The organism is Frankia sp. AgB1.9, from assembly GCF_016786355.1.
Taxonomy (GTDB): Bacteria; Actinomycetota; Actinomycetes; order Frankiales; family Frankiaceae; genus Pseudofrankia.
Window position 1 is genome coordinate 1 of record NZ_JADWYX010000071.1, and the last position, 21305, is coordinate 21305.

Consider the following 21305-nt stretch of genomic DNA (forward strand, 5'->3'; position numbering starts at 1 on the left):
CCGGCCCGGGCGGGCGCGCCCCCCCCCCCCCCCCCCCCCCCGGGCCGGCGGGCGCGGACGGCCTCCAGCGTGAGCACCGCGCAGACCGGCACGGCGGCGAAGAACAGGATCTCCTCGATCGGCAGGCCGCCGGGCAGCCGGACTCCGGTGATGCTCCTGGCGTCGAACGTCCACTGGCGGCGCGCGACCGCGTAGAGGTCCCAGCCGGCGAAGACCACCAGCACCGGCACGAGCGTGGCCACGAGCCGCCGCCAGCGGGCGTAGACCCGGGTCCGCAGCAGGATCTCCAGCGGCGCCGTGCCCAGCAGGCAGGCGGCCAGCACCGCGAGATAGGTCAGGTGCCGCACGCAGGAGCCGCGGGCTAGCCGGCGGCGCGCAGCCGGCCGGCCAGCGCGGCGGCGGCCGCGGCCGGGTCGGCGGCGCCGGTGATGGCCCGGACCACGACGGCCCGCCGGGCGCCGGTCGCGAGCACCGCGTCGAGGCGGTCGGCGTCGATGCCGCCGATCGCGAACCAGGGCTTCGCGCCGGGCGCGAACGGCGGCGCGGCGGCGACGGCCGTGGCGACCAGCCCCAGCCCGACGCCGGGCCGGCCCTCCTTCGTGGGTGTGGGCCAGACCGGGCCGACGCAGAAGTAGTCGACGTCCGGGTCCTCGATCGCGGCGGCGAGCTGGTTCTCGTCGTGCGTCGACAGCCCGATGATCACATCGGGCCCGAGCAGCCGGCGGGCCGTCGCGGGCGGGATGTCGTCCTGGCCGACGTGCAGGATGTCGACGCCGGCCACCGAGGCGAGGTCGGCTCGGTCGTTACCGCTCACCAGGGCGCCGTGGCGGCGGCCGGCGGCGACCATCCGGCCCAGCGCCGCCGCCTCGGCTCGCCATTCCAGCCCCTTCTCGCGCAGCTGGATCAGGTCCACCCCTGGCCCCCCGGCCGGCGCGAGCACGCCGTCGAGGAACGCGTCGAAGGCCGGCTGGCGCGGGGTGCACAGGTAGAGCCGCGCGTCGGCGAGCCGAGCCAGCCGCTCGGCCCGCGTCAGCGGGGCCCCGTCGGGCGCCTCGGCGAGCGCCAGGTCCACGATCGCCTGGTCGGCGATCACGTCCAGCGCGGACGGGCCTGCCTGGCGCGCCGCCGGCTCGTCGAGCTCGTCGTCGGCGGCGAGATCGGTCAGGTCGGTCAGGTCGTCAGCCACCGGCCACCGCCCGGACCAGCTCCAGCCGGTCGCCGGCCCGCAGCAGCACCGCGCGGCCCTCGGCCGTCGTGAGCGCCTCGCCGTTGTACTCGACCACCACGGAGCCGACGCGCAGCCCCAGCTCGACGATCAGCTCGGGCAACGGCTGCCCGTCCGGCACCTGCCGCTCCCGACCGTTCACGACGACGTCGACAACCACGCGAGGCCCACTCGTTCCAGGCGCACCAGCCACAGACGCATCGACCACCCTTTGGACCCTACGCGCGCAGGCCCCGCCGGCGCCCGGCTGAGGGAGGCCCTAGAAGGCAAGCGCCTGAGCCCGGCGCTTGACCTCCCGGCCGCGGTTGTCCCGCAGTGCCTGCAGGGGGGTGCCGGGAAGGCTCGGGTCCTCGCGCATCAGCCAGTCGATGGCCTCGTCGGGCGAGAAGCCGGCGTCGGCCAGCAGCGTCAGCGTGCCGGGAAGGCCCTTCGTGACGACATCCCCGTGGATGAAGCCAGCGGGGATCCGCAGAATGCCGTCGTCCTGGCGACGAGCGAGCAGGCCGCCGTCCCGCACGAGCTGGCGCACCCGGGTGACCGGGACGCCCAGCGCCTCGGCGACATCGGGCAGCGGCAACCAGTTGTCCATGGTCAAGATTAAACAGGACGTGGACGTCTCCTCAAGGCCGTGCGTACTTCCGATTACCGCGTTCATACAGCCGTGACCCCCAACGTCCCGCAACAACAACCAAAGGGCCGCGGCCTGGGCGCCCGTGTCAGGCGGGACCGATCTGGACGCCACCGGCGGCCGCGGACCGGGTGGCCGCCTCGGCGACGGCGACGACCTTGCGGGCCGTCTCCACCCGGTAGGGGTTCAGCGGCCAGCCCGACAGCAGGGCGTCCGCGAGATCCCGGTAGAACGGTGACCCGGCCGCGGCCGGGAGCGGCAGCTGGGTCGTGGTGCCGTCGTGGGTGACCAGCGTCAACGCGCCGGCCCGGCCGTCGGTGGACAGCGCGTCGGTGGACAGCGCGCCGGCGGTGCCGAGCACCCGCAGCCGGGCGGTCGGCGTCGGCAGCACGTCGGAGAGGACGAGCTGCGCCTCGGCGCCGTCCACGAAGCGCAGCAGGATTCGGGCGTGGTCGGCGTTGGTGACGTGATGCCAGACGCGCTTGTGGGTGGTCGCGACGACCGTCTCGACCGCCTCGTCGACCAGGTCGAGCACCCAGTCGAGGTGCGCGAAGCCGCGCTCGTGGATCAGGCCCCCGCTGGTGCGCTCGTCGTCACGCCAGCCGCCGGCCGGCCGGTTGAACCCGCCGTAGGTCGCCTCGACGGAGAAGACGTCGCCGATGGCGCCGCGCCGGACGGCGGCCCGCAGGCTCTGGTAGGCCGGGTCCTCGCGTCGCTCCGGGTACATCACCACCACCGACGAGCGGGCCGCGGCGAGCAGCGCCAGGTCGTCGGCCTCCTGGGTGGACAGCGCGAACGGGGCGGCGATGACGACGTCCTTGCCGGCCTCCAGCGCGCGGCTCGCCCACTGGGCCCGGGTGTTGTTCGGGGTACCGACCACGACGAGGCGGACGTCGGGGTCGGCGACCAGGTCGTCGGCCTCGGTGTAGCCGCGGACGGTGCCGTCGGGGCCGGGCTGGCTGCCGCTGACGGCCACCAGGTTCAGGCCCTCGGTCGCGTCGAGGGCCGCCTGGTGGACGGCGGACGTCGTCGGGGTGGCGAGCAGGCCGACGCCGATCGGGCCCGCGTCGCTGACGCCGAGGGCGTGGCGCAGCCAGCGGCCGACCAGCCGGTGATACCCGGGGTCGGCGAGCGTGGAGGCCGTGGTCCCGAGCGTGAACATGCCGAGCCCGGTGGAGGGCCGCCAGGTGCAGACCGGGTACTCGGCCATCTCGTGGCGCACGAGCAGCAGCCGCTCGACGTCGTCGGCGATCTTGTCGGGCAGCACCCAGCTGTCGTACGGGCGGAACTCGCCCATCCGCGCCGCCACCTGCCCGCCGTCGGGCCCGGTGGACAGGGTCAGCACATGCGGCGGGACCGCGCGGCCCGGGATCAGACCGGAGGCCTCCACCAGCGGGCTGTCGACCGGGAGGGCGCGGACCGTCGGCCCGGCGAGCAGTACGGGGACCGACTGCCGCGCACGGTCGAGTAGCTCCTGCTCGACGGAGTCCAGCGGCCGGTCGATGAGAACCAGCAGGGCGTCGGCGGAGCGGGCCGAGGTGGGCCCGAGCCCAGCGGCCCTGAGGTGGTCACCGAGGGCGCCCACCCCAGGCAGGTTGGAGACCAGGTGAATGCGCGGCACAGCGCCAGACTCTAGTGACAAGCTCAAATCCGCCCGCCAACGGGGCCGATAGGCAGGCCCAACCCTAACGTCCAGGTAGCCGGCCCGTAGCCGACTACTCCGGCAGCAGGGATTTCAGCGGGACACTGACGTCGGCGAACTGCGCCTGGTCGGGCTTGGTGTCAGAGGCGAGCAGCCGGCGCCCGGCGACCATGTCGATCGGCCGGACGACCGTCACCAGCGCCGACAGCGTCCCGTCGGCGGCGAACCAGCCGGCCGACCAGCCCGGGGCCTTCTTCATCTCCGGGGTGCGCCGGGCCGTCGGGTCACCGCGGAACACCAGCTCGTCGCCCTGCGCCGGCAGGCCGGCGAACTGCACCATCCGGCCGAACTGCTCCGACCAGAAGTAAGGGACCGGGTTGTATGTCGGCAGCTCGGCGACGGGCGTGCCGACGGCCAGGCCGAGCAGCGTGCTGGCTGCCACCGCCGGGGCGGACTGCGCCGCGTCCCAGTGCTCGACGTGCATCCGCTGGTTGTAGCGGGCCGACCACCAGGCCGAGCAGTCGCCCACGGCGACCACCGGCGGGGAGCCCGCGGCACCGGCCACGTCGCCCGCCCAGCTGGCCAGCAGGTGCTCGTCGGCGACGACGCCCCGCTCGACGAGCAGCGTCCCGCCGAGCCAGCCGACCTCCGGGCGCACGCCGACACCGACGACGATCTCGTCGGCCGGCAGGAACTCGCCGCCGCGCAGCAGCAGACCGTCCTCGCCGATCTTGTCGACCATGGCGTCGAGCCGCAGCGTGACGCCGGCCTCCGCGTACCAGTCGACGGCGTGACCGCCGACCGCCGGTCCAAGCGGGAGCAGCGGGTGGCTCGCTCCCTCGACCACGGTCACCTCGGCGCCGAGCTTGGCGGCGACGGTCGCGACCTCGGCGCCGATCCAGCCGGCCCCGACGATGACCAGGCGCAGCCCCGGGCGCAGCGTCTCCCGCAGCGCGCGCGCCTCGTCGATGGTCCGCAGCAGGCGCTGGTTGTCGCTGCCGGGCAGCCGGATCGGGGCCGACCCGCTGGCGATGACCAGCCCGTCGTAGTTCACCGGGCCCGCGGTGGTGTGCACCGTGCCGGGTTCGAGCCCGGTCGCGGGCTGGCCGAGCAGCAGCTCGACGCCGTCCAGCTCGTCAAGGCCGTACGGAAGCTGGGTGTTGTCGGTCCGCCCGGTCAGCACGGCCTTGGACAGGGGCGGCCGGTCGTACGGGAGGTGCTCCTCGGCCCCGACCAGGGTGATCTGGCCGGTGTACCCCTGCTCGCGGAGCTCGACGACGGTCCGCCCACCGGCCAGTCCGGCTCCCACCACCACAACGCGTTCCATAGGCCGCAGGCTATCGGAGCGTCCCCGTATCAAGCCTGGCTTAGCTTCGCCCGTCACACTGCCGCGTACCGAGATCACCGGCGCCGCATCGTGACCGGCCGGCGAGCACCGCGCGACCGCGTCGCCGCCATGAGTTGCTAGGTGCCCACGAGCGGGAAGGCGTCCTTCCAGACGGGATCGTAGCCGGCGGCGACGAGGACGGCGGCGACCTCGGCTGGTGGGCGCTCGTCGCTGATCGAGAACTGTTCGCCGGCCTCGCCGGGGGTGCCGTAGCCGCCGGGTTCGGTCGACGAGCCGGCGCTCATGGTGGTCACGGCGATCCGGGCCAGGCCGTCACGCATCGGCGCGGGCTCCCGGGTGGACAGGGAGAGGTCCAGGTCCGGCTCGTAGAGGCGCAGGGCGGCGTGGGCCTGGACGAACTCGGCGTCGTCGACGACGACCACCGGCGGGAAGCCGGCCGCGTTCGGCCGGATCCGCGGCAGGGCGGCCATCACCTCGGTCCGCCAGAACCGGCGCCCGAGGAACGTCGCGTGCGCGGCCAGGGCGAGCACGTCGGCGCGCCAGTCGACGGCGAGGCCGAGCAGCACGCCGAGCCCGAGCCGGCGCACGCCCGCCGCGCCGGCCCGCTCGAACGAGGCCAGTCGCCGGTCGAAGTCACGCTTCCAGCCGGCGACGTGCACCTCGCGGTAGCGGTCCCGGTCGTAGGTCTCCTGGTAGTGGACGGCGCCGACGAGGCCGGCGGCGACCAGCCGGGAGTAGGTGTCGTCCGACCAGGTCTGCGTCTCGATCGAGATCGCCGGGAACAGCGGGGACAGGCGTTCGACGACGGACACCAGGTAGTCCGCCGACACGTCGATCCGGTGCTCGCCGGAGACGAGCAGCAGGTGGCGGAAGCCCCGGTCGGCGAGCAGCCTCGCCTCGGCCTCGGTCTCGTCGAGGGTCAGCGTCCGGCGCACCACCGGCAGGCCCTTGGAGAAGCCGCAGTAGGTGCACGACGACAGGCACTCGTTGGAGACGTAGAGCGGGGCGAACAGCCGCACCGCCCGGCCGAACCGGCGCAGCGTCGTCTCCCGGGCCAGCTGGGCGAGCTCCTCCAGCCGCGCGGTCGCGGCCGGCGAGAGCAGCACGGCGAGGTCGGACAGCGCCAGCCGGTCGCCCGCGCGGGCGCTCGCGAGCGTGGCGCTCACCGCGGCGTCGTCGGCGCGCAGCCCGCGCGCGGCCAGCGCTGGCAGGTCGAGGCCGGCGAGGACCGCCGCGAACTCACCGGGCGCGGCGCTCACGGCCCGACCAGCCCGGCCGTCGCGGCAGCCCCGGCCGTCGCGGCGCCGAGGAAGCCGGTCAGCGGGGAGGACGCCTCGGCCCTGGTCGCGGTGCCGACGGTGCCGCGCCCGGCCCGGTAGCCGAGCCGGCCGGCGAGGGTGGCGAGCGCGAACGCGCGGGCCATCGCCACCGGGTCCGCGGCGACCGCGATCGCGGTGTTCACGAGGACGGCGGCGGCCCCGATCTCCATCGCCTCGGCCGCGTCCGAGGGCACGCCGATCCCCGCGTCGACGACGACCGGAACCCCGGCCGCCTCGATGATCACTTCCAACGCGTCCCGGGTGCGCAGGCCGCGGTTCGAGCCGATCCAGCTGCCCAGTGGCATGACCGTCGCGCAGCCGGCCTCCTCCAGCCGCCGGGCCAGCACGGGGTCGGCCGAGCAGTAGGGCAGCACGGTGAAGCCGTCGGCGACGAGCAGCTCGGCGGCCCGCAGCGTCTCCACCGGGTCGGGCGCCAGGGTGCGGGGGTCGGGGGTGACCTCCAGCTTCACCAGGCCGGTCCCGACCGCGGCCCGGCCGAGGCGGGCCAGCCGGTGCGCCTCCTCGGCGTTGACCGCGCCCGAGGTGTTCGGCAGCAGCGTCATGTCCGGCGGCACGAAGTCCAGGACGTCGCCCTCGCCGGCACGGTCGAGGTCGACCCGGCGCAGCGCGACCGTGACGATCTCGGCCCCGCTCGCGACGAGGGCGTCGCGCATCACCTGGTGGCTGCCGAACTTGCCGGTCCCGACCAGCAGCCGGCTGCCGAAGTCCTGCCCGGCGATCCGGAGCGGATCATCGCCGCCGGACAACCCGGCCAGGACAGACGAGGTACTAGTGATCGCAATCCCCTCCCCACGCGCGCATGACCGCGATCGGGTGCTACGGGTCGCTGGCGGTTCCTGGTCAGCCTCTCAGCCCGTCATCCACGGGCTCCCCGGGTCCGATCCGGATTGTAGGTCCAACGGGGCGAGCGAAGCGAAGCCCGGCATTGCCCGGCGGCCGCTGGAACGGGCGGATCACGCCGGGCAGGTTTAATGATCTTGTCGTTGTGTATTCCGTCCGTCACTGTCGGTCGTTACGGACCGAAGCCGGAAGGAAACGCATGCGACCACGAAGTCCCCTTGCGCGGCCCGAGACGCCGGGCTGCTCGGCCCGCCGCCGCCCGGACCGGGCCACGGCCCGGGGCACCGGGCTGGTGGCCGGCGTCCTGCTCGTCGCCGCGGTCGGCGGTGCGTCGGTCGGCGGCGGCTGGGGCCCCTACCGCGTCGGCGCCGGGGACTCGCTGTGGGCGCTCGCGGCCCGGCACGGCACGACAGTCGACCGGATCCGGGTCATGAACCGCCTGACGGACGACGGCCTGAGCATCGGCGACCTGCTCTACCTGCCCGGCTCCGGTTCCGTCGCCGCCGGGCCGACCACCGCCGAAGCGGCCACCGCCGGAACGCCGCCGGCGCCGGCGCAGCCGCCCGGCGGGCACGTCGTCCAGTCAGGGGAGTCGCTCTCGCTGCTGGCCGCGCGGACCGGGCAGAGCGTCGCCGACCTCGCGGCCCAGAACGGCCTGGGCCCGGGCGACGGCCTGCGGATCGGCCAGGTCCTGCTCCTGTCCCCCGGCGCCGCGGCCGCGATCGGCGGCCAGACGGCAGGCGCGGGTGCGGCCGCGACGGCGCCGAGCGGGGGCGCGGCCAGCACCGGGGACGCGGTCTCGTCGGGCGTGAGCGCGCGGGTGGCGGCGATCCAGGCGCTGGTCCGCGCCGAGGCGGCCAGGCAGGGCCTCGACCCGGCGCTGGCGCTCGCCGTCGCCTCCGTCGAGTCCAGCTTCAACCCGCGGGCGGTCAGCCGGACCGGGGCGGTCGGCGTCATGCAGCTGATGCCGCGCACGGCGCGCTGGCTCGGGGCCCAGCTGGGCCAGCCCATCGACCGGACCGACCCGGCCGACAACATCACCGGTGGCGTGGCTTTTCTGCGCTACCTGCTCGCCGCGACGTCATCGAATCTTCCGATCGCCATCGGCGCCTATTACCAAGGTCTTGACTCAGTGCGACGTTCCGGGTTCTTTCCGGACACCGCGGTCTACGTCGCCAAGGTCACCGCACGGCAGGCGAAGTTCACGTAAGAGGGCGTAATCGTACACTGGCCGGGTGGATGCCACGGTTGCCGACCCCGTCATCGGTCGTCTCCTGGACGGCCGATACACCGCCCAGGAGCGGCTCGCCGTCGGCGGTATGGCGACGGTCTACATCGCGCACGACAATCGTCTCGACCGGATGGTCGCCCTCAAGGTGATGCATCCCAACCTGATGCACGAGCCCGACTTCGTCGCCCGGTTCCATCGAGAGGCGCGGGCCGTCGCCGCGCTCAACAGCCCGCGGGTCGTGTCGGTCCTCGACCAGGGCTCGGCGCAGACCCCGGCCGGCGTCCTGAACTACCTGGTCATGGAGCTGGTCCGCGGCCGTTCGCTGCGCCAGTACCTGGCCAGCCGGGGCCGGCTGATGCCCTTCGAGGCGCTGGACATCATCGACGCGGTCGCCGAGGCGCTGACCGCGGCGCACCAGGCCGGCATCATCCACCGGGACATCAAGCCGGAGAACATCCTGCTCGGCGACGACGGCCAGGTGAAGGTCGCCGACTTCGGCCTGGCCCGCCCGCTCGCCCAGCCGACCGAGGCCCTGACCCAGGGCGTCGTCATGGGGACCGTCGGGTACCTCGCGCCCGAACAGGTCACGCACGGCATAGCCGACTACCGCAGCGACGTCTACGCGGCCGGAGTCGTGCTGTTCGAGATGCTCACCGGCCAGCTGCCGCACACGGGCGCCACCCCGATGTCGGTCGCCTACCAGTCGGTGCACAGCGAGATCCCGGCGCCGTCGCAGATCGTCCCGGGTATCCCGCCGGAGCTGGACAGCCTGACCCTGCGGGCGACGGCCCGCCGGGCCGACCAACGGCCGCAGGACGGCCCCGCGCTGCTCGACGAGGTCCGCCGGGTGGCGCCGTTCGTGGCCGAGCCCAGCGAGCCAGCCGGTACGACGGCATACCCGGGGCCGTACGCGGCCGCGGCGCCGCCGACGCCCGGCTACGCGCCGACCCGGGTCAACCGCCCCGTCGCCGGCGAACCGGACCCCTTCTTCGACACGGACGGCTACGACGAGACCGGCTATGACGCCGAGCCCGGCGGACCGGGTTACGGTGCCCATTCCAGGCGCCACTCCGCCGCCGGCACGCCCGGCTGGCGACGCCCACCGGGATGGGTCTTCGGCCTGGCCGCGGCCGTGGTCGTGCTGATCCTGCTGATCGTCGGGGCGAAGGCGATCCTGGGTGGTGGTGGCGGCAACCAGGTACCGCTGCTCACCGGCGAGGCGAAGGCCGATGCTGTCCAGGAGCTCAAGCAGGCCGGACTGAAGGCAGCGTTCGGCACCGCCGTCTACAGCACCACGATCCCCGTGGACCACGTCGTCAGCCAGTCCCCGTCGGGCACCGCCCAGGTCAAGTCCGGGGACACCGTCAAGATCATCCTGTCGCTCGGGCCGCAGCAGGTCGCCGTGCCGGATCTGCAGGGGCTGTCGCAGGCGGACGCACAGGTCAAGCTGCAGAAGGCGGGCCTGAGCGCCGGCGGCGTGCAGACCGAGCCCAACGACACCATCGCCGAGGGCATGGTCGTCAGTTCCGATCCCGCGGCCGGCACGAAGGTCGACCCGTCCAGCCAGGTCACCCTCGTGGTGAGCAGCGGCAAGACCAGCATGACCATCCCGGCCGATGTCATCGGGAAGTCCTTCGCCGATGCCAAGGCCGAGCTGGCGGCGATGAACCTCCAGGTTCAGCGGGGACCCGACGACACGAGCGGCACCGCGGACAAGAACACCGTCGCGACCGTCTCGCCCGGCGTCGGCTCGACGGTCAACCCCGGCGACACCGTCACCCTCAGCGTGTCGACCGTGGACCAGTCCGGAACGCCGGTCAAGGTACCGGACGTCAAGGGCAAGTCCTGGTCGCAGGCCCAGAAGATCCTGCGCGACGCCGGGCTCAACCCGCAGAAGGACTTCTGGTCGAACTTCTCGGGCGGCAACGTGACGGCCACCTCGCCCAACGCCGGCAAGACGGTCGCGTCCGGCTCGACGGTCTACGTTCGCCTGGGCGGCGGCTGACCGGTCCCGGTCCTCGCCCCCGAGTTCGGGGGCGAGGACCGGGCGCCGGCTACTCCGTGTGGGCCTGAGCCCGGCGGGACCGGGTGGCCTGGAGCATCTCGGCGACCAGGAACGCGAGCTCCAGGGCCTGGCTGGTGTTCAGCCGCGGGTCGCAGGCCGTCTCGTAGCGGCCACCGAGGTCGGCCTCACCGATCTCCTGGCCGCCGCCGAGGCACTCGGTCACGTCCTCGCCGGTCAGCTCGATGTGCAGGCCGCCCGGATGGGTGCCGAGGTCCTTGTGGACCTCGAAGAAGCCGAGCACCTCGTCGAGCACGTCGTCGAAGTGCCGGGTCTTCACGCCGCCCACGTCGCGGGTGTTGCCGTGCATCGGGTCGCAGGCCCAGACGACCGGGTGGCCGGCCGCGTTGACCTTCTCGACGACCGCCGGCAGCGCGTCCCTGACGCGGCCGGTGCCCATCCGGGAGATCAGCGTGAGCCGGCCGGGGATGTGCTCCGGGTTGATCCGCTCGGCGATCGCGAGCACCTCGTCGGGGCTCGCCTTCGGGCCGATCTTGCAGCCGATCGGGTTCGTGACGCGGGACAGGAACTCCATGTGCGCGCCGTCGAGGTCCCGGGTGCGCTCACCGATCCAGATCATGTGGGCGGACAGGTCGCAGACCTGGCCGGTCGACTCCTCCACCCGGGTCAGCGCCCGCTCGTAGTCCAGCAGCAGGCCCTCGTGGCTGGTGTAGAGCTCGACGCCGCCGAGCTCCGAGGTGCGGTCGAGATCGATGCCACAGGCGGCCATGAACGCGAGTGCCCGCTCGATGTCGGTCGCCATCAGCTCGTAGCGCCGGCCAGCCGCCGAGTCGCGCACGAACGCCTTGTTCCACTCGTGCACCTGGCTCAGGCTGGAGAAACCGCCGGTCGCGAAGGCCCGGATCAGGTTCAGCGCCGCGGCGCTGTGGTGGTAGGCCGAGACCATCCGGTACGGGTCCGGCAGCCGGGCCGCCAGCGTCGCCTCCAGGCCGTTGACGGCGTCGCCCCGGTAGGACGGCAGGCCCGTCGACGTCTCGATGTCGGCGGAACGGGGCTTGGCGTACTGCCCGGCGATCCGGGCGACCTTCACCACCGGGGTGGACGCGCCGTAGGTGAGCACGACCGCCATCTGCAGCAGCGTCTTCACCTTGTCGCGGATGTTGTTGGCCGTGTTCGCGGCGAAGGTCTCGGCACAGTCGCCGCCCTGCAGCAGGAACGCCTCGCCCCGGGCGACGTCGGCCAGCCGCTCGGTGAGGGACCGGACCTCGGGGGCGATGACCAGCGGCGGCAGCACGGAGAGCTCGGCATAGGCACCCCGCAGGGCCGCCGGGTCAGGCCAGTTCGGCTGCTGCTTCGCCGGCAGGGTCCGCCAGAGGTCCAGCTCCGGGTGGGCCTGGTCGGTAACGGCCTGGCCAGTGATCACCGCTGCGCTGTCAAGTCCGAGCTCACTCACCCGTCCAGGGTACGGGCCGGCCGGGAACGTTTCATCTCGGTTTCGCGGCGGTCGGCCGGAACCGGGCCCGGAGCACCCCACCGCCAGCCGTCCGCCGCCTCAGCCGAAGAAGACCTCGGCCTCGGCGTAGAGGTCCTCGGGGACGGTCTTCAGCTCGGCGACGGCGTCACGCAGTGGGACACGGTCGATCCGGGTGCCGTGCAGGGCCGTCATCACGCCGAAGTCGCCGTCGTGGACCGCGTCGATGGCGTGCAGGCCGAACCGCGTCGCGAGCCAGCGGTCGAAGGCGGTCGGCGTGCCGCCGCGCTGGACGTGGCCGAGGACCGTCGCTCGGGACTCGCGGCCGGTCCTGGCCCGGATCTCGGCCTCAAGAAGCCCGGAGATGCCCTGTAGCCGGACGTGACCGAAGGCGTCCCGTTCGCCCTCCTTGACCGACATCGTCCCGGCCAGCGGCGTGGCACCCTCGGCGACCACCACGATCGGCGCGTAGTGGGTGGCGAACCGGCTCTCGACGTGGGCGCAGACCTTGTCGATGTCGAACGGCCGCTCGGGGATCAGGATGACGTTCGCTCCACCGGCCATCCCGCTGTGCAGCGCGATCCAGCCGGCGTGGCGGCCCATCACCTCGACGATGAGCACCCGGTGGTGGCTCTCGGCCGTGGTGTGCAGCCGGTCGATGGCCTCGGTCGCGATGTTCACCGCGGTGTCGAAGCCGAACGTGTAGTCCGTCGCCGCGAGGTCGTTGTCGATGGTCTTCGGGACGCCCACGACCGGCACGCCCTCGTCCGCCAGCCGGCTCGCCACCCCGAGGGTGTCCTCGCCGCCGATCGCGATGACGGCGTCCACACCCTGCGCGGCCAGGGTCGCCCTGACCCGGTCGGGCCCGTCGGCGATCTTGTACGGGTTGGTCCGGCTGGAGCCGAGGATGGTGCCGCCACGCGGCAGGATGCCGCGCACGGCCGGAATGTCGAGGGTGACCGTGTCGCCCTCCAGCGGACCGCGCCAGCCGTCCCGGAACCCGACGAAGCTGTGCCCGTACACGCCGACGCCCTTGCGGACGACGGCGCGGATCACCGCGTTGAGCCCGGGGCAGTCGCCGCCCCCCGTCAGCACACCGATCTTCACGGCCCTACGCCTCCCACCGTCACGAAGCCAGACGATGACGGAGCGTAAGTCCGAGTAACCCCCATCACAAGGTTCACTCGCCCGTGAGCCGGTGTCGGCCCCTACGGCACCTGGCGGGCGCGCAGCGGGGCGAGGACCTGCCAGCGGGCCAGGTTGTGCCTGGCGTCGACCAGGGCGTCGTGCGCGCCGGCCGGCGGGGAGGGCAGCTTGGGCCGGCCGGTCTCCTCCCACAACTGGCGCAGATCGCGGGTGAACCGGGGGAACTCGGGCGGCAGCACCGGCATCATCCCGAACAGCTGGCAGAGCACCACATGGTCGTAGGCGCCGTACCAGGCCCACAGCTCCGGGTCGCCGTCCGCCGTGAGGAACGCGACAAGCTCGTCCTTGATCTGGGCACGCGAGCGCCAGACCGAGGCGGACGGCGCCGGCAGCTGGTCGAGCACGTTGCGGCGCACCCACTGGCCGGCCCGGGACGGGTCGAACTCGGTGGAGACCGCGTAGTACTCGCGCTCTCCGTCCTCGCTCACCACCCCGATGCTCACCAGGTCGAGCCAGTGATGCCCGCCGTCCATCCGCTCGATGAACTCGGTGTCGTAGAAATATCGGACGCCACGCACGCCCCCAGTGTGCCCGTCCCCCGGGGGCGTCTGATCACCGAGGCGGCCGCGGGCGCCCGGACGCCCGCTCAGCGGGCGTCGTGGAAGGTGCTCGGCGGGTCCGGCGGCTGGTAGTCCGGAACGAGCTCCTTGGCCAGGTGCTCCAGGAACAGCCCGGTGTCGGCGACGACGCCGAGCGCCTGGGTGGCGGCGCGGTCGGTCAGCGCGGCGACCGTCGAGGGGTTCATGTCGACGGCGGCGAGCGGCACCGACGCCGGCAGGATGTTGCCCGTCGCGACCGAGTGCAGCGCGGTGGCGATCATCATGGTGAACCCGACGCGGCGCAGCGCCTTGCGCATCGCGCGCTGGCCGGCCAGCACGTCGGTGTGCACGTCCGGCAGCGGCCCGTCGTCGCGCACCGAGCCGACCAGCACGAACGTCTTGTTGGCCTTGACCATCGCGTGCAGCACGCCCTCGGTCAGCACGCCCTGCTCCACCGCGGCCCGCAGTGAGCCGGCCCGGCGGATCGTGTTGATCGCCCGGATGTGCTGCTCGTTGCCGCGCTGCACGCGCTTGGCCCGCAGCGGGCCGAGGCCGATCGGGTGGCCGTAGAGAGCCTGCTCGACGTCGAGGGTGGCCAGCGCGTTGCCGGCGAACAGCACGTCGACGTAGCCCGCCTCGACCAGGGCGACGAGGGCGCCGGACGCGCCGCTGCTGATCGCCGTCGGGCCGGCGACCCACAGCACCTGCTGGCCCTCCGCCTTGACCTCGCGGATCTGCCTGGCGATCGCGCGGACCAGCATCGCCTGGGGCTGCGTGGAACCCGAGGGTGGCAGCGACATCGCGCCGTAGGTGCCGTAGGCGCGGTTCGAATGGGTGGAGTGGTCGGTCATCGGGAGGACGACCTTGACCCCGGACGAGCCGCAGACGATCTGGTCGCCGGCGCGCACCTCGGCGACCGGCACGGTGCGTACCCGGCCCCCGTGGACCACCAGGCCGCAGTCCATCTCGGGCTGCTCCACCGGCACCCACTGGCCGTCGAGGTGGACGACGGTCTCCAGGTTCGTGGTCGCGTAGAAGTCCGCGGGGAACACCCCGTCCCGGTCGGCCGGGCGCAGCACCGCCTCGCCGGGGTCGATCAGGTTCACGCCGTGGACCTGGATGCGCATGAGGATGCGCATCAGGAGCTCCTCGGACCCGGCGCCGACGGTGATCACCGCATGCGACTCGTCGTCGTGCGTCCGGCCCAGGTCGATGTGGTCGACCCCGTAGTCGCCGCCGTAGTCGAGCACGTCGTCGAGCACCCGGGCCAGCACGCCCGTGTCCATCAGGTGCCCGTGGACCTCGACCTTCTCGTGGAAGCGCACGCCGCTGTCCCTTCCTGTCCTGTCCTGGGCGGTCCTGACCACAACCGCCCGCCCGCCCCCGCCCCAACCCCGCCTTGCCCACGCCCGCCCACGGCGCGGCAGTATCCACTCAGGGTGACGCACCCGCGGTCCGGACGCCATGGGTCGCGCACGCACACCACAGGTGACGCGCCACTCAGCGGCCGGCGACGGGCCTGCGCGCACCCGGCCGGCTCACGCGCACCTGACCGGCCCACGCGCACCTGGCCGGCCCACGCGCACTCGGCCGGCTCAGAGGACCGCGCCGTCGTCCGGCCAGTTGTCGTCGTCGGTCGGTGGCCGCTCCCCCATCCGCGCGACCAGGCCGCCGACGCCGCCCAGGATGAGCAGGACGCCCAGAACCTCCTGGGTGGTGCTGCTGGTCGCCTGGGCGACCAGCGCGGGCACGGCGAGCACGACGACCCCGAGCACGATCGCGGCGACCGCGACCCAGGTGAGCGGCCGCGGCCACGGCGCCCGCGGCGGCGGAGGCGGGACGTAGTGGTCGTCCTCCTCGCTGACGGCCCCGCCGCCGGAGGTGCCCGCCGCCTGCGGGGGGCCGACCACGAACAGGGTGCGCCCGATGGCGTCGTCGAGGCGGTCCCGGTCGGTGCCGGCCCGCGGCGGACCGTCGCCGCTCGCGTCCCCGGCTTCGCCCTCGTCCGCCGCTTCGCGGTCGTCCGCCGCCTCGCCGTCGTCCTCGGTTGGCCCGTCGGTCGTCTCGGCGGCGCGGCCCACGTTCTCGGCGTCCGGCCAGACGCTGGCGGCGGGCTCGTCGTGGAAGTGCGCGACCAGCTCGGCGAAGACGTCGTCGGGGGCCGGCCGGTCGGCGGAGCCGTCGGCCGGACGGGGATCCGAGGGATCAGACATCGACGTCAGCGACCCCGGGGGCGGCCGCGGCGCCGGGAGCCGGCTCGGCGGCGTGGGCGCGGAGGAACTCCAGGCTGCCCTCGAAGATCGCCTGCCGGTCGTTGTCGAGGGTGGCCACGTGGTAGCTGTCCGGCAGCAGCCGTTCGGTGACGGGCGCCGAGGTCATCCCGGCGAGCAGCAGACGCCCGGAGCTGGGCTCGACGACGTGGTCGATGACGCTGCGGAAGGTCAGCACCGGGCTGACGATCCGGGGCAGGTCCGGCAGGGTGACCTTCCACAGCTCCATGAGCGAAACGAACGCCCGCACCGGCACCCGGTCGTAGCCGGACTCGACGGCACCCGGCGCCTTGATGTCGCTGGCGATCCCCGGAATGGACGGACGCACCCGGGCGATCAGCGGGGCGAGCCGCGCGACCCGCCGGTCGGTGCCGAGGCTGGGGTTCACGGTGACGGCGCCGGCCACCTCCGCGCCGCGCTCCTCGGCGAGCCGCAGCGTCAGCGTGCCGCCCATCGACAGACCCATCACGAACACCTGGTCGCAGCGGGCGCGCAGGTCGCCGAACGCCTCGTCGACCGCGCCGTACCAGTCGCGCCAGCCGGTCTGGGCCATGTCCTGCCAACGGGTGCCGTGGCCGGGCAGCAGCGGGCAGCGCACCGTGAGCCCGGCGGCCGCGAGGAAGTCGCCCCACTGCCGCAGGCTCTGGGGCGTTCCGGTGAAGCCGTGCACCAGCAGCACCCCGACGGGGCCGCCAGTTCCGGACTCGAAGGGCGCGGCACCGGGCAACAGGGGGGCACCCGCCGGCGCTCCCGCGCCACGGCCCCGGTCGGCAGCAGCCATCTGTGACCCGCCTTCCCGAACGTTCCACCAGAATTCGGCCAGGGGCCCAGTCCAATGCTGCCATGCGAGCCGCACGGAGACCACGGGCTTCGCCACGGGTCGGGGACCCGGTGGGATGTGGTTGTCGAGCATGCCCGCCGCCGCACCCACATATCGCGCCGGGCCTGCTGCCGCGACGCGACACCCCGGTGCCACCGAGGCCGACGGCCGGCCCGCGGTGGCCCACACGTGTGCCGGGTGTGACCATCGGCCGCACATCGACGCAACCGTGGGGGGATTGCTCCCCGCCGGGCCTGGGGAAGGCTAGGGTCGATTCGACCATCGGACGCGCCACCGGGAAGTCCGGTGATATCTGGGTGCCCACGCCCGGAGCGTCGGAGGCCGGGCGGCCGCGGCGCGGCCGAGCAGGGAGCTGCCGTGTTCTACTGGGTCGTCAAGGTGGTCCTTTCACCGTTTCTGCGCACGTTCTGGCGCCCCTGGATCGAGGGACTGGAGCACGTGCCGGCGGAAGGGCCGGCGATCCTTGCCAGCAACCACCTGTCCTTCCTGGACTCGATCTTCCTGCCGCTGATGCTGCCGCGGCGGGTCACCTTCCTCGCAAAGATGGACTACTTCACCCAGGGCGGCCTCAAGGGCCGGGCGAAGCGGATGTTCTTCAGCGGCGTGGGCCAGCTGCCGATCGACCGCAGCGGCGGGAAGGCCAGCGACGCGGCGCTGCGCTCCGGCGTGCGCGTGCTCTCCGGCGGGAAGCTGCTCGGGATCTACCCCGAGGGCACCCGCTCGCCGGACGGCCGGCTCTACCGGGGCAAGGTCGGCGTCGCCCGGATGGCGCTGGAGGCCAAGGTGCTGGTCGTCCCGGTGGCGATGTTCGGGACGTTCGAGGTCCAGCCGCAGGGCCGCACGATCCCGCGGATTCGCCGGGTCGGCATGCGGATCGGCCGGCCGCTGGACTTCAGCCGCTACCAGGACATGGCCGACGACCGGTTCGTGCTGCGCTCGATCACCGACGAGATCATGTACGAGCTGATGCAGCTGTCCGGTCAGGAGTACGTCGACATGTACGCCCAGCAGGCCAAGGACGAGCTGGCCGCGTCCCGCGCCGCCGCCGCGGCCGCCGTCGCCGAGCAGTCCGGCACCGCCGCGGCGCCCGGCTCGGCCGCGGTGCCCGGGTGTCCGGCCGACCCGGGCGGGAAGCCGAAGCGGACCGGAGCCCCGAGGCAGGTCGACCCCGCTCGGGCGAGCGCCACCCGCGAGTCCGACTGATCGGCCCCGGTCCGAGCCCGAGACCTGGTGGGGCGCCGTCCGACGGACGCCGGCTCGGTCGGCCTGGCCGGCAACGGGCCGCTGACGGGCGGTCCGACCGGCACGGCAGTATGGAGGCCGTGGGGGCATATTCGGCGCACAACGGGCGACGCGGGCGGCGCGCCACCCGGCTGGCCACCGGCATCACGCTGGCCGCCCTGCTCGGTCTCGCCTGGGGCGCGGCGGCCCCGGCGGCACTCGCGGCCAAGCAGCCGACCGGGAGCCCGACAGGCACCCTGTCCGCCGGTACCGCGCAGGCGCCGATCGGGACGGTGACCCGCACCGGCAGCTTCCTGGTCGACGGCAACGGGCGGATGTTCGTCCCGCACGGGCTGATGATGCCGGCCGGGGTGACGCCGACGGCGACCGAGCTCGACGCGTGGGTCCAGGCGGGCTTCGACGCGGCCGGAGTGACGGTCCCGCTGTCCGCGGCGGGGCGCTTCCCCGACCCGGCGACGGGCGCGACCACGAACGACCCGGGTCTCCTCGCCGCGGGGAACGTGGTCAGGACGCTGACCAACCGGGGCTTCGTCGTGACGCTGCGGGTCGTGCCGGTCGGCGGCGCCACGGTGGCTCCGACGGCGCTCCAGGCGGCCCTGCGCCGGCTGGCGGCGGCGTTCCGTGACACGGGCGGCCTGGCCGGCTACGAGCTCCCCCACGCGCAGACCAAGGACGCCGCGGCCGTCCTGGCGGCCAGCGCGGCCATCGCCGGGGTCGACCCGTTCCACCTGCTGTGGCGGGAGCAGGCGGCCTCGTTCCAGCCCGCGGCGACCGTCGCCGTCAACGACCCGACCGGTTTCCTGACGTCGTGGCCCGGCGGCGACGCGGCGCTCGGCGGGTTGACCGCCGCCGCCGACGGCAACACGGTCGGCTGGCTCTACCCGGCCCCGGCGGCCGGACCGCTCCCGCCGGCGCTCGCCCGCGCGTACCCGCTGGCGATCGCCGGCACCCCGGCCTCGTTCGGCACCGACGCAGCCGGCACGTTCAGCCTGCGGTACGCCCCCGGCACGCTGCCGAGCGGGAAGCCGACACCGGCCGGCTGGGTCAGCGCCGTCAGCCTGCCCGCCGCCGCCTACCCGACCGGGTACACGCTCGCGTTGACCGGCGCCCGGCTGGTGTCGCGTCCCGGCTCGGCGCTGCTGTGCGTGGCGGCGCAGCCCGGCGCCACCCAGGTCTCCTTGACCGTCACCCCGACCACGGCCGGCTCGGCGCCGACACCGGTGCCGAACGCCGGTGCCCAGGTCTGCGCGGACCCGGCGGTGGCCGCCCCGGCCAGCACGCCGGCCACCGCCGCGGCCACACGGACCGGCACCGCGGCGAAGAAGGACGACTACTCGGGTCCGTTGCTGTGGGCGCTGCCGCTGCTGGGCGCGGCCGTCATGGCGCTGCTGCTGGTCGTGCCGTTCCGCCTGCTGCGCGGGCTGCGCGTCGGCGCCGACCGGTCCGGCTCCCGGTCGCCGTTCACCGACCCCGACGACCCGCCGGCGCCGGACGATCGAGCCGACGCCCCCGCGGCCGCGTCAGTCACCAGCCCGGAGACCACGGCCGACGGACTGCCCACCCAGGCGGCGGCCGAACGCCCGGCCCGCCACCGCCGAGCGGCCCGGCGCGGGCCGGCCTAGTCCTCGGCGGTCCCGTAGATCTCGGTGACGGCCGAGGCGTACCTGTCCATGACGAGGGAGCGGCGCACCTTCAGGCTCGGGGTCAGCTCGCCGGTCTCGACGGTGAAGTCCGCCGGCAGCACGCTGAACTTCTTGATCCCCTCGGCGTGCGAGACGGACGCGTTCGCGGAGTCGACCGCCATCTGCAGGTCCGCCAGCAGCTCGGGGTCGTGGACCAGCGCGCTCGCCGGGGTGTCCCGGGACCGCCCGTGCGCGGCCAGCCAGTGCGGCAGCGCCTCCTCGTCGACGGTGAGCAGCGCGGCGATGAACGGGCGCCGGTCGCCGATCACCATCGCCTGGCTGATCAGCGGATGCGCCTGCAGCCGGTGCTCCAGGGGCGCCGGCGCGACGTTCTTGCCGCCGGCGGTTACCAGGATCTCCTTCTTGCGCCCGGTGATCCGCAGGAAGCCGTCGGCGTCGAGGCTGCCCATGTCTCCGGTGTGGAAGTAGCCGTCGGCGTCGAGAGCCTCCTTGGTGGCGGTCTCGTTCGCGTGGTAGGCGGTGAACACGAGCGGGCCGCGCACGAGCACCTCGCCGTCCTCGGCGACGCGGACGGTCACCCCCGGCAGCGGCTGGCCAACGGTGCCGACCCTGACGTTGTCCGGCCGGTTGACGGTGACGGCGGCCGACGTCTCGGTCAGGCCGTAGCCCTCGAGGATCGTCAGGCCGATGCCGCGGAAGAAGTGGGCCAGCCGCTCGCCGAGCGGAGCGCCGCCGCTCACCGCGTTGCGGACCTGGCCGCCGAGCGCGGCGCGCAGCTTCGCGTAGACGAGGCGGTCGAACACCGCGTGCCGCGCCCGCAGGACGATCCCCGGGCCGCCCGACGTGGCGAGCGCCTCGCTGTAGGCGACGGCGGTCGCCTCGGCGGCATCGAAGATCTTGCCCTTGCCCTCGTTGTGGGCCTTCTGCCGGGCGCCGGCGTGCACCTTCTCGAAGACCCGCGGCACCGCCAGCACATAGCTCGGCTTAGCCTGCGCCAGGTCGGCGAGCAGCGTCTTCGTGTCGGACGTGTAGGCGATCGGCAGGCAGCTCTGGATGGCGATGTTCTGCACCAGCCGCGCGAAGACGTGCGCGAGCGGCAGGAACAGCAGCGTGGAGGCCCCGGCGGTGAACACCTCGGGGGCCATCGCGATGGAGGACAGCGCGTCGAACAGCAGCGCCCGGTGGGACAGCTCGCAGCCCTTGGGCCGCCCGGTCGTGCCGGAGGTGTAGATCAGCGTCGCGAGGCTGTCCGCCCGCACGCCGGCGCGCGCCTCGGCGAGCGCGGCGGGCGGGACGGCCGCGCCGTCGGCGCGCAGCGCCTCCAGGGCACCTGGCTGGCCGGCCGCCGGGTCGAGGACGAGCACCTCGCGCAGCGTCGGAGCCTCGTCGCGCACCTGGGCCACGAGCGCCGCGAGCTTCGGCGTCTCGGTGACGATGAGGCCGACCTCGCCGTCGGTGAGAATCCAGCCGACCTGCTCGGCGCTGGACGTCTCGTAGATCGGCACCGTCACCGCGCCGGCGGTCCAGATCGCGTAGTCCAGCACCGTCCACTCGTACCGGGTCCGGCTCATGATCCCGACCCGGCTGCCGGGGGTCACCCCGTGCGCGACGAGCCCGGCCGCCACGGCCCGCACCAGTTCGACGAAGTGGCCGGCGGTCAGGTCGACGAACGTGCCGTCCACCTTGTGCCGGATCAGCGGCGCGTCTGGCTGGCTGTCGGCGAAGCCGAGCACCCGGTCGGTGAGCGTCGCGTCGTCGGCCACTGTGACCAGGGCTGGTGAGGTGAACTCACGCACCGGAGACTCCTTGGGATTGC

General features: G+C 73.9%; 19 protein-coding genes and 1 riboswitch. Of the genes, 4 read left to right on the top strand and 15 right to left on the bottom strand.

The window, feature by feature from the left end; all coding sequences use genetic code 11:
• The 8 genes from I6A60_RS25415 to I6A60_RS25450 all read right to left on the bottom strand — a co-directional run.
• Window positions 1–347: lycopene cyclase domain-containing protein (locus I6A60_RS25415; protein WP_203055711.1), on the bottom strand; the 347-nt coding region annotated here is incomplete at its 3' end.
• A 14-nt stretch (window positions 348–361) separates the two neighbouring features.
• On the bottom strand, window positions 362–1066 hold the full coding sequence (gene thiE, locus I6A60_RS25420; RefSeq protein WP_203013427.1) for a thiamine phosphate synthase: 705 nt from the start codon (window positions 1064–1066) through the stop codon (window positions 362–364).
• Window positions 1067–1178: 112 nt separating this feature from the next.
• Window positions 1179–1385: a sulfur carrier protein ThiS gene (gene thiS, locus I6A60_RS42000; RefSeq protein ID WP_307873862.1), complete on the bottom strand. Its 207-nt coding sequence runs from the start codon at window positions 1383–1385 to the stop codon at window positions 1179–1181.
• A gap of 99 nt (window positions 1386–1484) precedes the next feature.
• Entirely contained in the window at window positions 1485–1814 is a 330-nt protein-coding gene (locus I6A60_RS25430) for an Rv2175c family DNA-binding protein (protein ID WP_203013337.1), read from the bottom strand.
• 127 nt (window positions 1815–1941) lie between these two features.
• Complete coding sequence (locus I6A60_RS25435) at window positions 1942–3474, bottom strand: Gfo/Idh/MocA family protein (protein ID WP_203013334.1); 1533 nt, start codon at window positions 3472–3474, stop codon at window positions 1942–1944.
• 94 nt (window positions 3475–3568) lie between these two features.
• Window positions 3569–4822 (bottom strand): NAD(P)/FAD-dependent oxidoreductase, encoded by a 1254-nt coding sequence (locus tag I6A60_RS25440; protein WP_203013331.1) that lies wholly within the window; start codon window positions 4820–4822, stop codon window positions 3569–3571.
• 137 nt (window positions 4823–4959) lie between these two features.
• Window positions 4960–6102: a 2-iminoacetate synthase ThiH gene (gene thiH / locus I6A60_RS25445; protein ID WP_203013327.1), complete on the bottom strand. Its 1143-nt coding sequence runs from the start codon at window positions 6100–6102 to the stop codon at window positions 4960–4962.
• Window positions 6099–6929, bottom strand: a complete 831-nt coding sequence (locus I6A60_RS25450; protein ID WP_203013312.1) for a thiazole synthase — start codon at window positions 6927–6929, stop codon at window positions 6099–6101. The genes thiH and I6A60_RS25450 overlap by 4 nt, the downstream gene beginning before the upstream one ends.
• Window positions 6930–6952: 23 nt before the next feature.
• Window positions 6953–7067, bottom strand: a riboswitch (TPP riboswitch).
• A gap of 155 nt (window positions 7068–7222) precedes the next feature.
• On the opposite strand from I6A60_RS25450, the gene I6A60_RS25455 reads away from it, so the two are divergent.
• Window positions 7223–8233: a transglycosylase SLT domain-containing protein gene (locus I6A60_RS25455; RefSeq protein ID WP_203013309.1), complete on the top strand. Its 1011-nt coding sequence runs from the start codon at window positions 7223–7225 to the stop codon at window positions 8231–8233.
• A gap of 25 nt (window positions 8234–8258) precedes the next feature.
• Complete coding sequence (gene pknB, locus I6A60_RS25460) at window positions 8259–10259, top strand: Stk1 family PASTA domain-containing Ser/Thr kinase (RefSeq protein ID WP_203013304.1); 2001 nt, start codon at window positions 8259–8261, stop codon at window positions 10257–10259.
• Between the two features lie 49 nt (window positions 10260–10308).
• On the opposite strand, the gene I6A60_RS25465 is transcribed toward pknB, so the two are convergent.
• The 6 genes from I6A60_RS25465 to I6A60_RS25490 form a co-directional block, all read right to left on the bottom strand.
• Window positions 10309–11700, bottom strand: coding sequence for a class II 3-deoxy-7-phosphoheptulonate synthase (locus tag I6A60_RS25465; protein WP_307873864.1), 1392 nt, complete (start codon window positions 11698–11700; stop codon window positions 10309–10311).
• 129 nt (window positions 11701–11829) lie between these two features.
• A complete protein-coding gene (locus tag I6A60_RS25470; RefSeq protein ID WP_203013301.1) occupies window positions 11830–12855 on the bottom strand; it encodes a 6-phosphofructokinase in 1026 nt (341 codons plus the stop codon).
• A 101-nt stretch (window positions 12856–12956) separates the two neighbouring features.
• On the bottom strand, window positions 12957–13472 hold the full coding sequence (locus I6A60_RS25475; RefSeq protein WP_203013298.1) for a polyadenylate-specific 3'-exoribonuclease AS: 516 nt from the start codon (window positions 13470–13472) through the stop codon (window positions 12957–12959).
• Between the two features lie 68 nt (window positions 13473–13540).
• Window positions 13541–14818 (bottom strand): TIGR00300 family protein, encoded by a 1278-nt coding sequence (locus I6A60_RS25480; RefSeq protein WP_203013293.1) that lies wholly within the window; start codon window positions 14816–14818, stop codon window positions 13541–13543.
• A 270-nt stretch (window positions 14819–15088) separates the two neighbouring features.
• Window positions 15089–15706 (bottom strand): DUF308 domain-containing protein, encoded by a 618-nt coding sequence (locus I6A60_RS25485; RefSeq protein WP_203055712.1) that lies wholly within the window; start codon window positions 15704–15706, stop codon window positions 15089–15091.
• Window positions 15699–16544 carry a carboxylesterase gene (locus I6A60_RS25490; protein WP_203022073.1) on the bottom strand — a complete coding sequence of 282 codons (846 nt, stop codon included), beginning with the start codon at window positions 16542–16544 and terminating at the stop codon, window positions 15699–15701. The genes I6A60_RS25485 and I6A60_RS25490 overlap by 8 nt, the downstream gene beginning before the upstream one ends.
• A 417-nt stretch (window positions 16545–16961) precedes the next feature.
• Between I6A60_RS25490 and I6A60_RS25495 the strand changes: the two genes are divergently transcribed.
• Both I6A60_RS25495 and I6A60_RS25500 read left to right on the top strand, forming a co-directional pair.
• Window positions 16962–17807 carry a 1-acyl-sn-glycerol-3-phosphate acyltransferase gene (locus I6A60_RS25495; RefSeq protein ID WP_203022072.1) on the top strand — a complete coding sequence of 282 codons (846 nt, stop codon included), beginning with the start codon at window positions 16962–16964 and terminating at the stop codon, window positions 17805–17807.
• A 119-nt stretch (window positions 17808–17926) separates the two neighbouring features.
• Window positions 17927–19468 (top strand): hypothetical protein, encoded by a 1542-nt coding sequence (locus tag I6A60_RS25500; RefSeq protein ID WP_203055713.1) that lies wholly within the window; start codon window positions 17927–17929, stop codon window positions 19466–19468.
• Here I6A60_RS25500 and I6A60_RS25505 read toward each other — a convergent pair.
• Complete coding sequence (locus tag I6A60_RS25505; protein ID WP_203022070.1) at window positions 19465–21285, bottom strand: long-chain fatty acid--CoA ligase; 1821 nt, start codon at window positions 21283–21285, stop codon at window positions 19465–19467. The genes I6A60_RS25500 and I6A60_RS25505 overlap by 4 nt on opposite strands.
• Window positions 21286–21305 lie beyond the last annotated feature (20 nt).

Excerpts from the sequence above, each read along its gene's own strand:
- I6A60_RS25430 (WP_203013337.1), bottom strand. The coding sequence starts at position 1,814 with ATGGACAACTGGTTGCCGCTGCCCGATGTCGCCGAGGCGCTGGGCGTC.
- I6A60_RS25440 (WP_203013331.1), bottom strand. The coding sequence starts at position 4,822 with ATGGAACGCGTTGTGGTGGTGGGAGCCGGACTGGCCGGTGGGCGGACC.
- I6A60_RS25455 (WP_203013309.1), top strand. The coding sequence starts at position 7,223 with ATGCGACCACGAAGTCCCCTTGCGCGGCCCGAGACGCCGGGCTGCTCG.
- I6A60_RS25485 (WP_203055712.1), bottom strand. The coding sequence starts at position 15,706 with ATGTCTGATCCCTCGGATCCCCGTCCGGCCGACGGCTCCGCCGACCGG.
- I6A60_RS25490 (WP_203022073.1), bottom strand. The coding sequence starts at position 16,544 with ATGGCTGCTGCCGACCGGGGCCGTGGCGCGGGAGCGCCGGCGGGTGCC.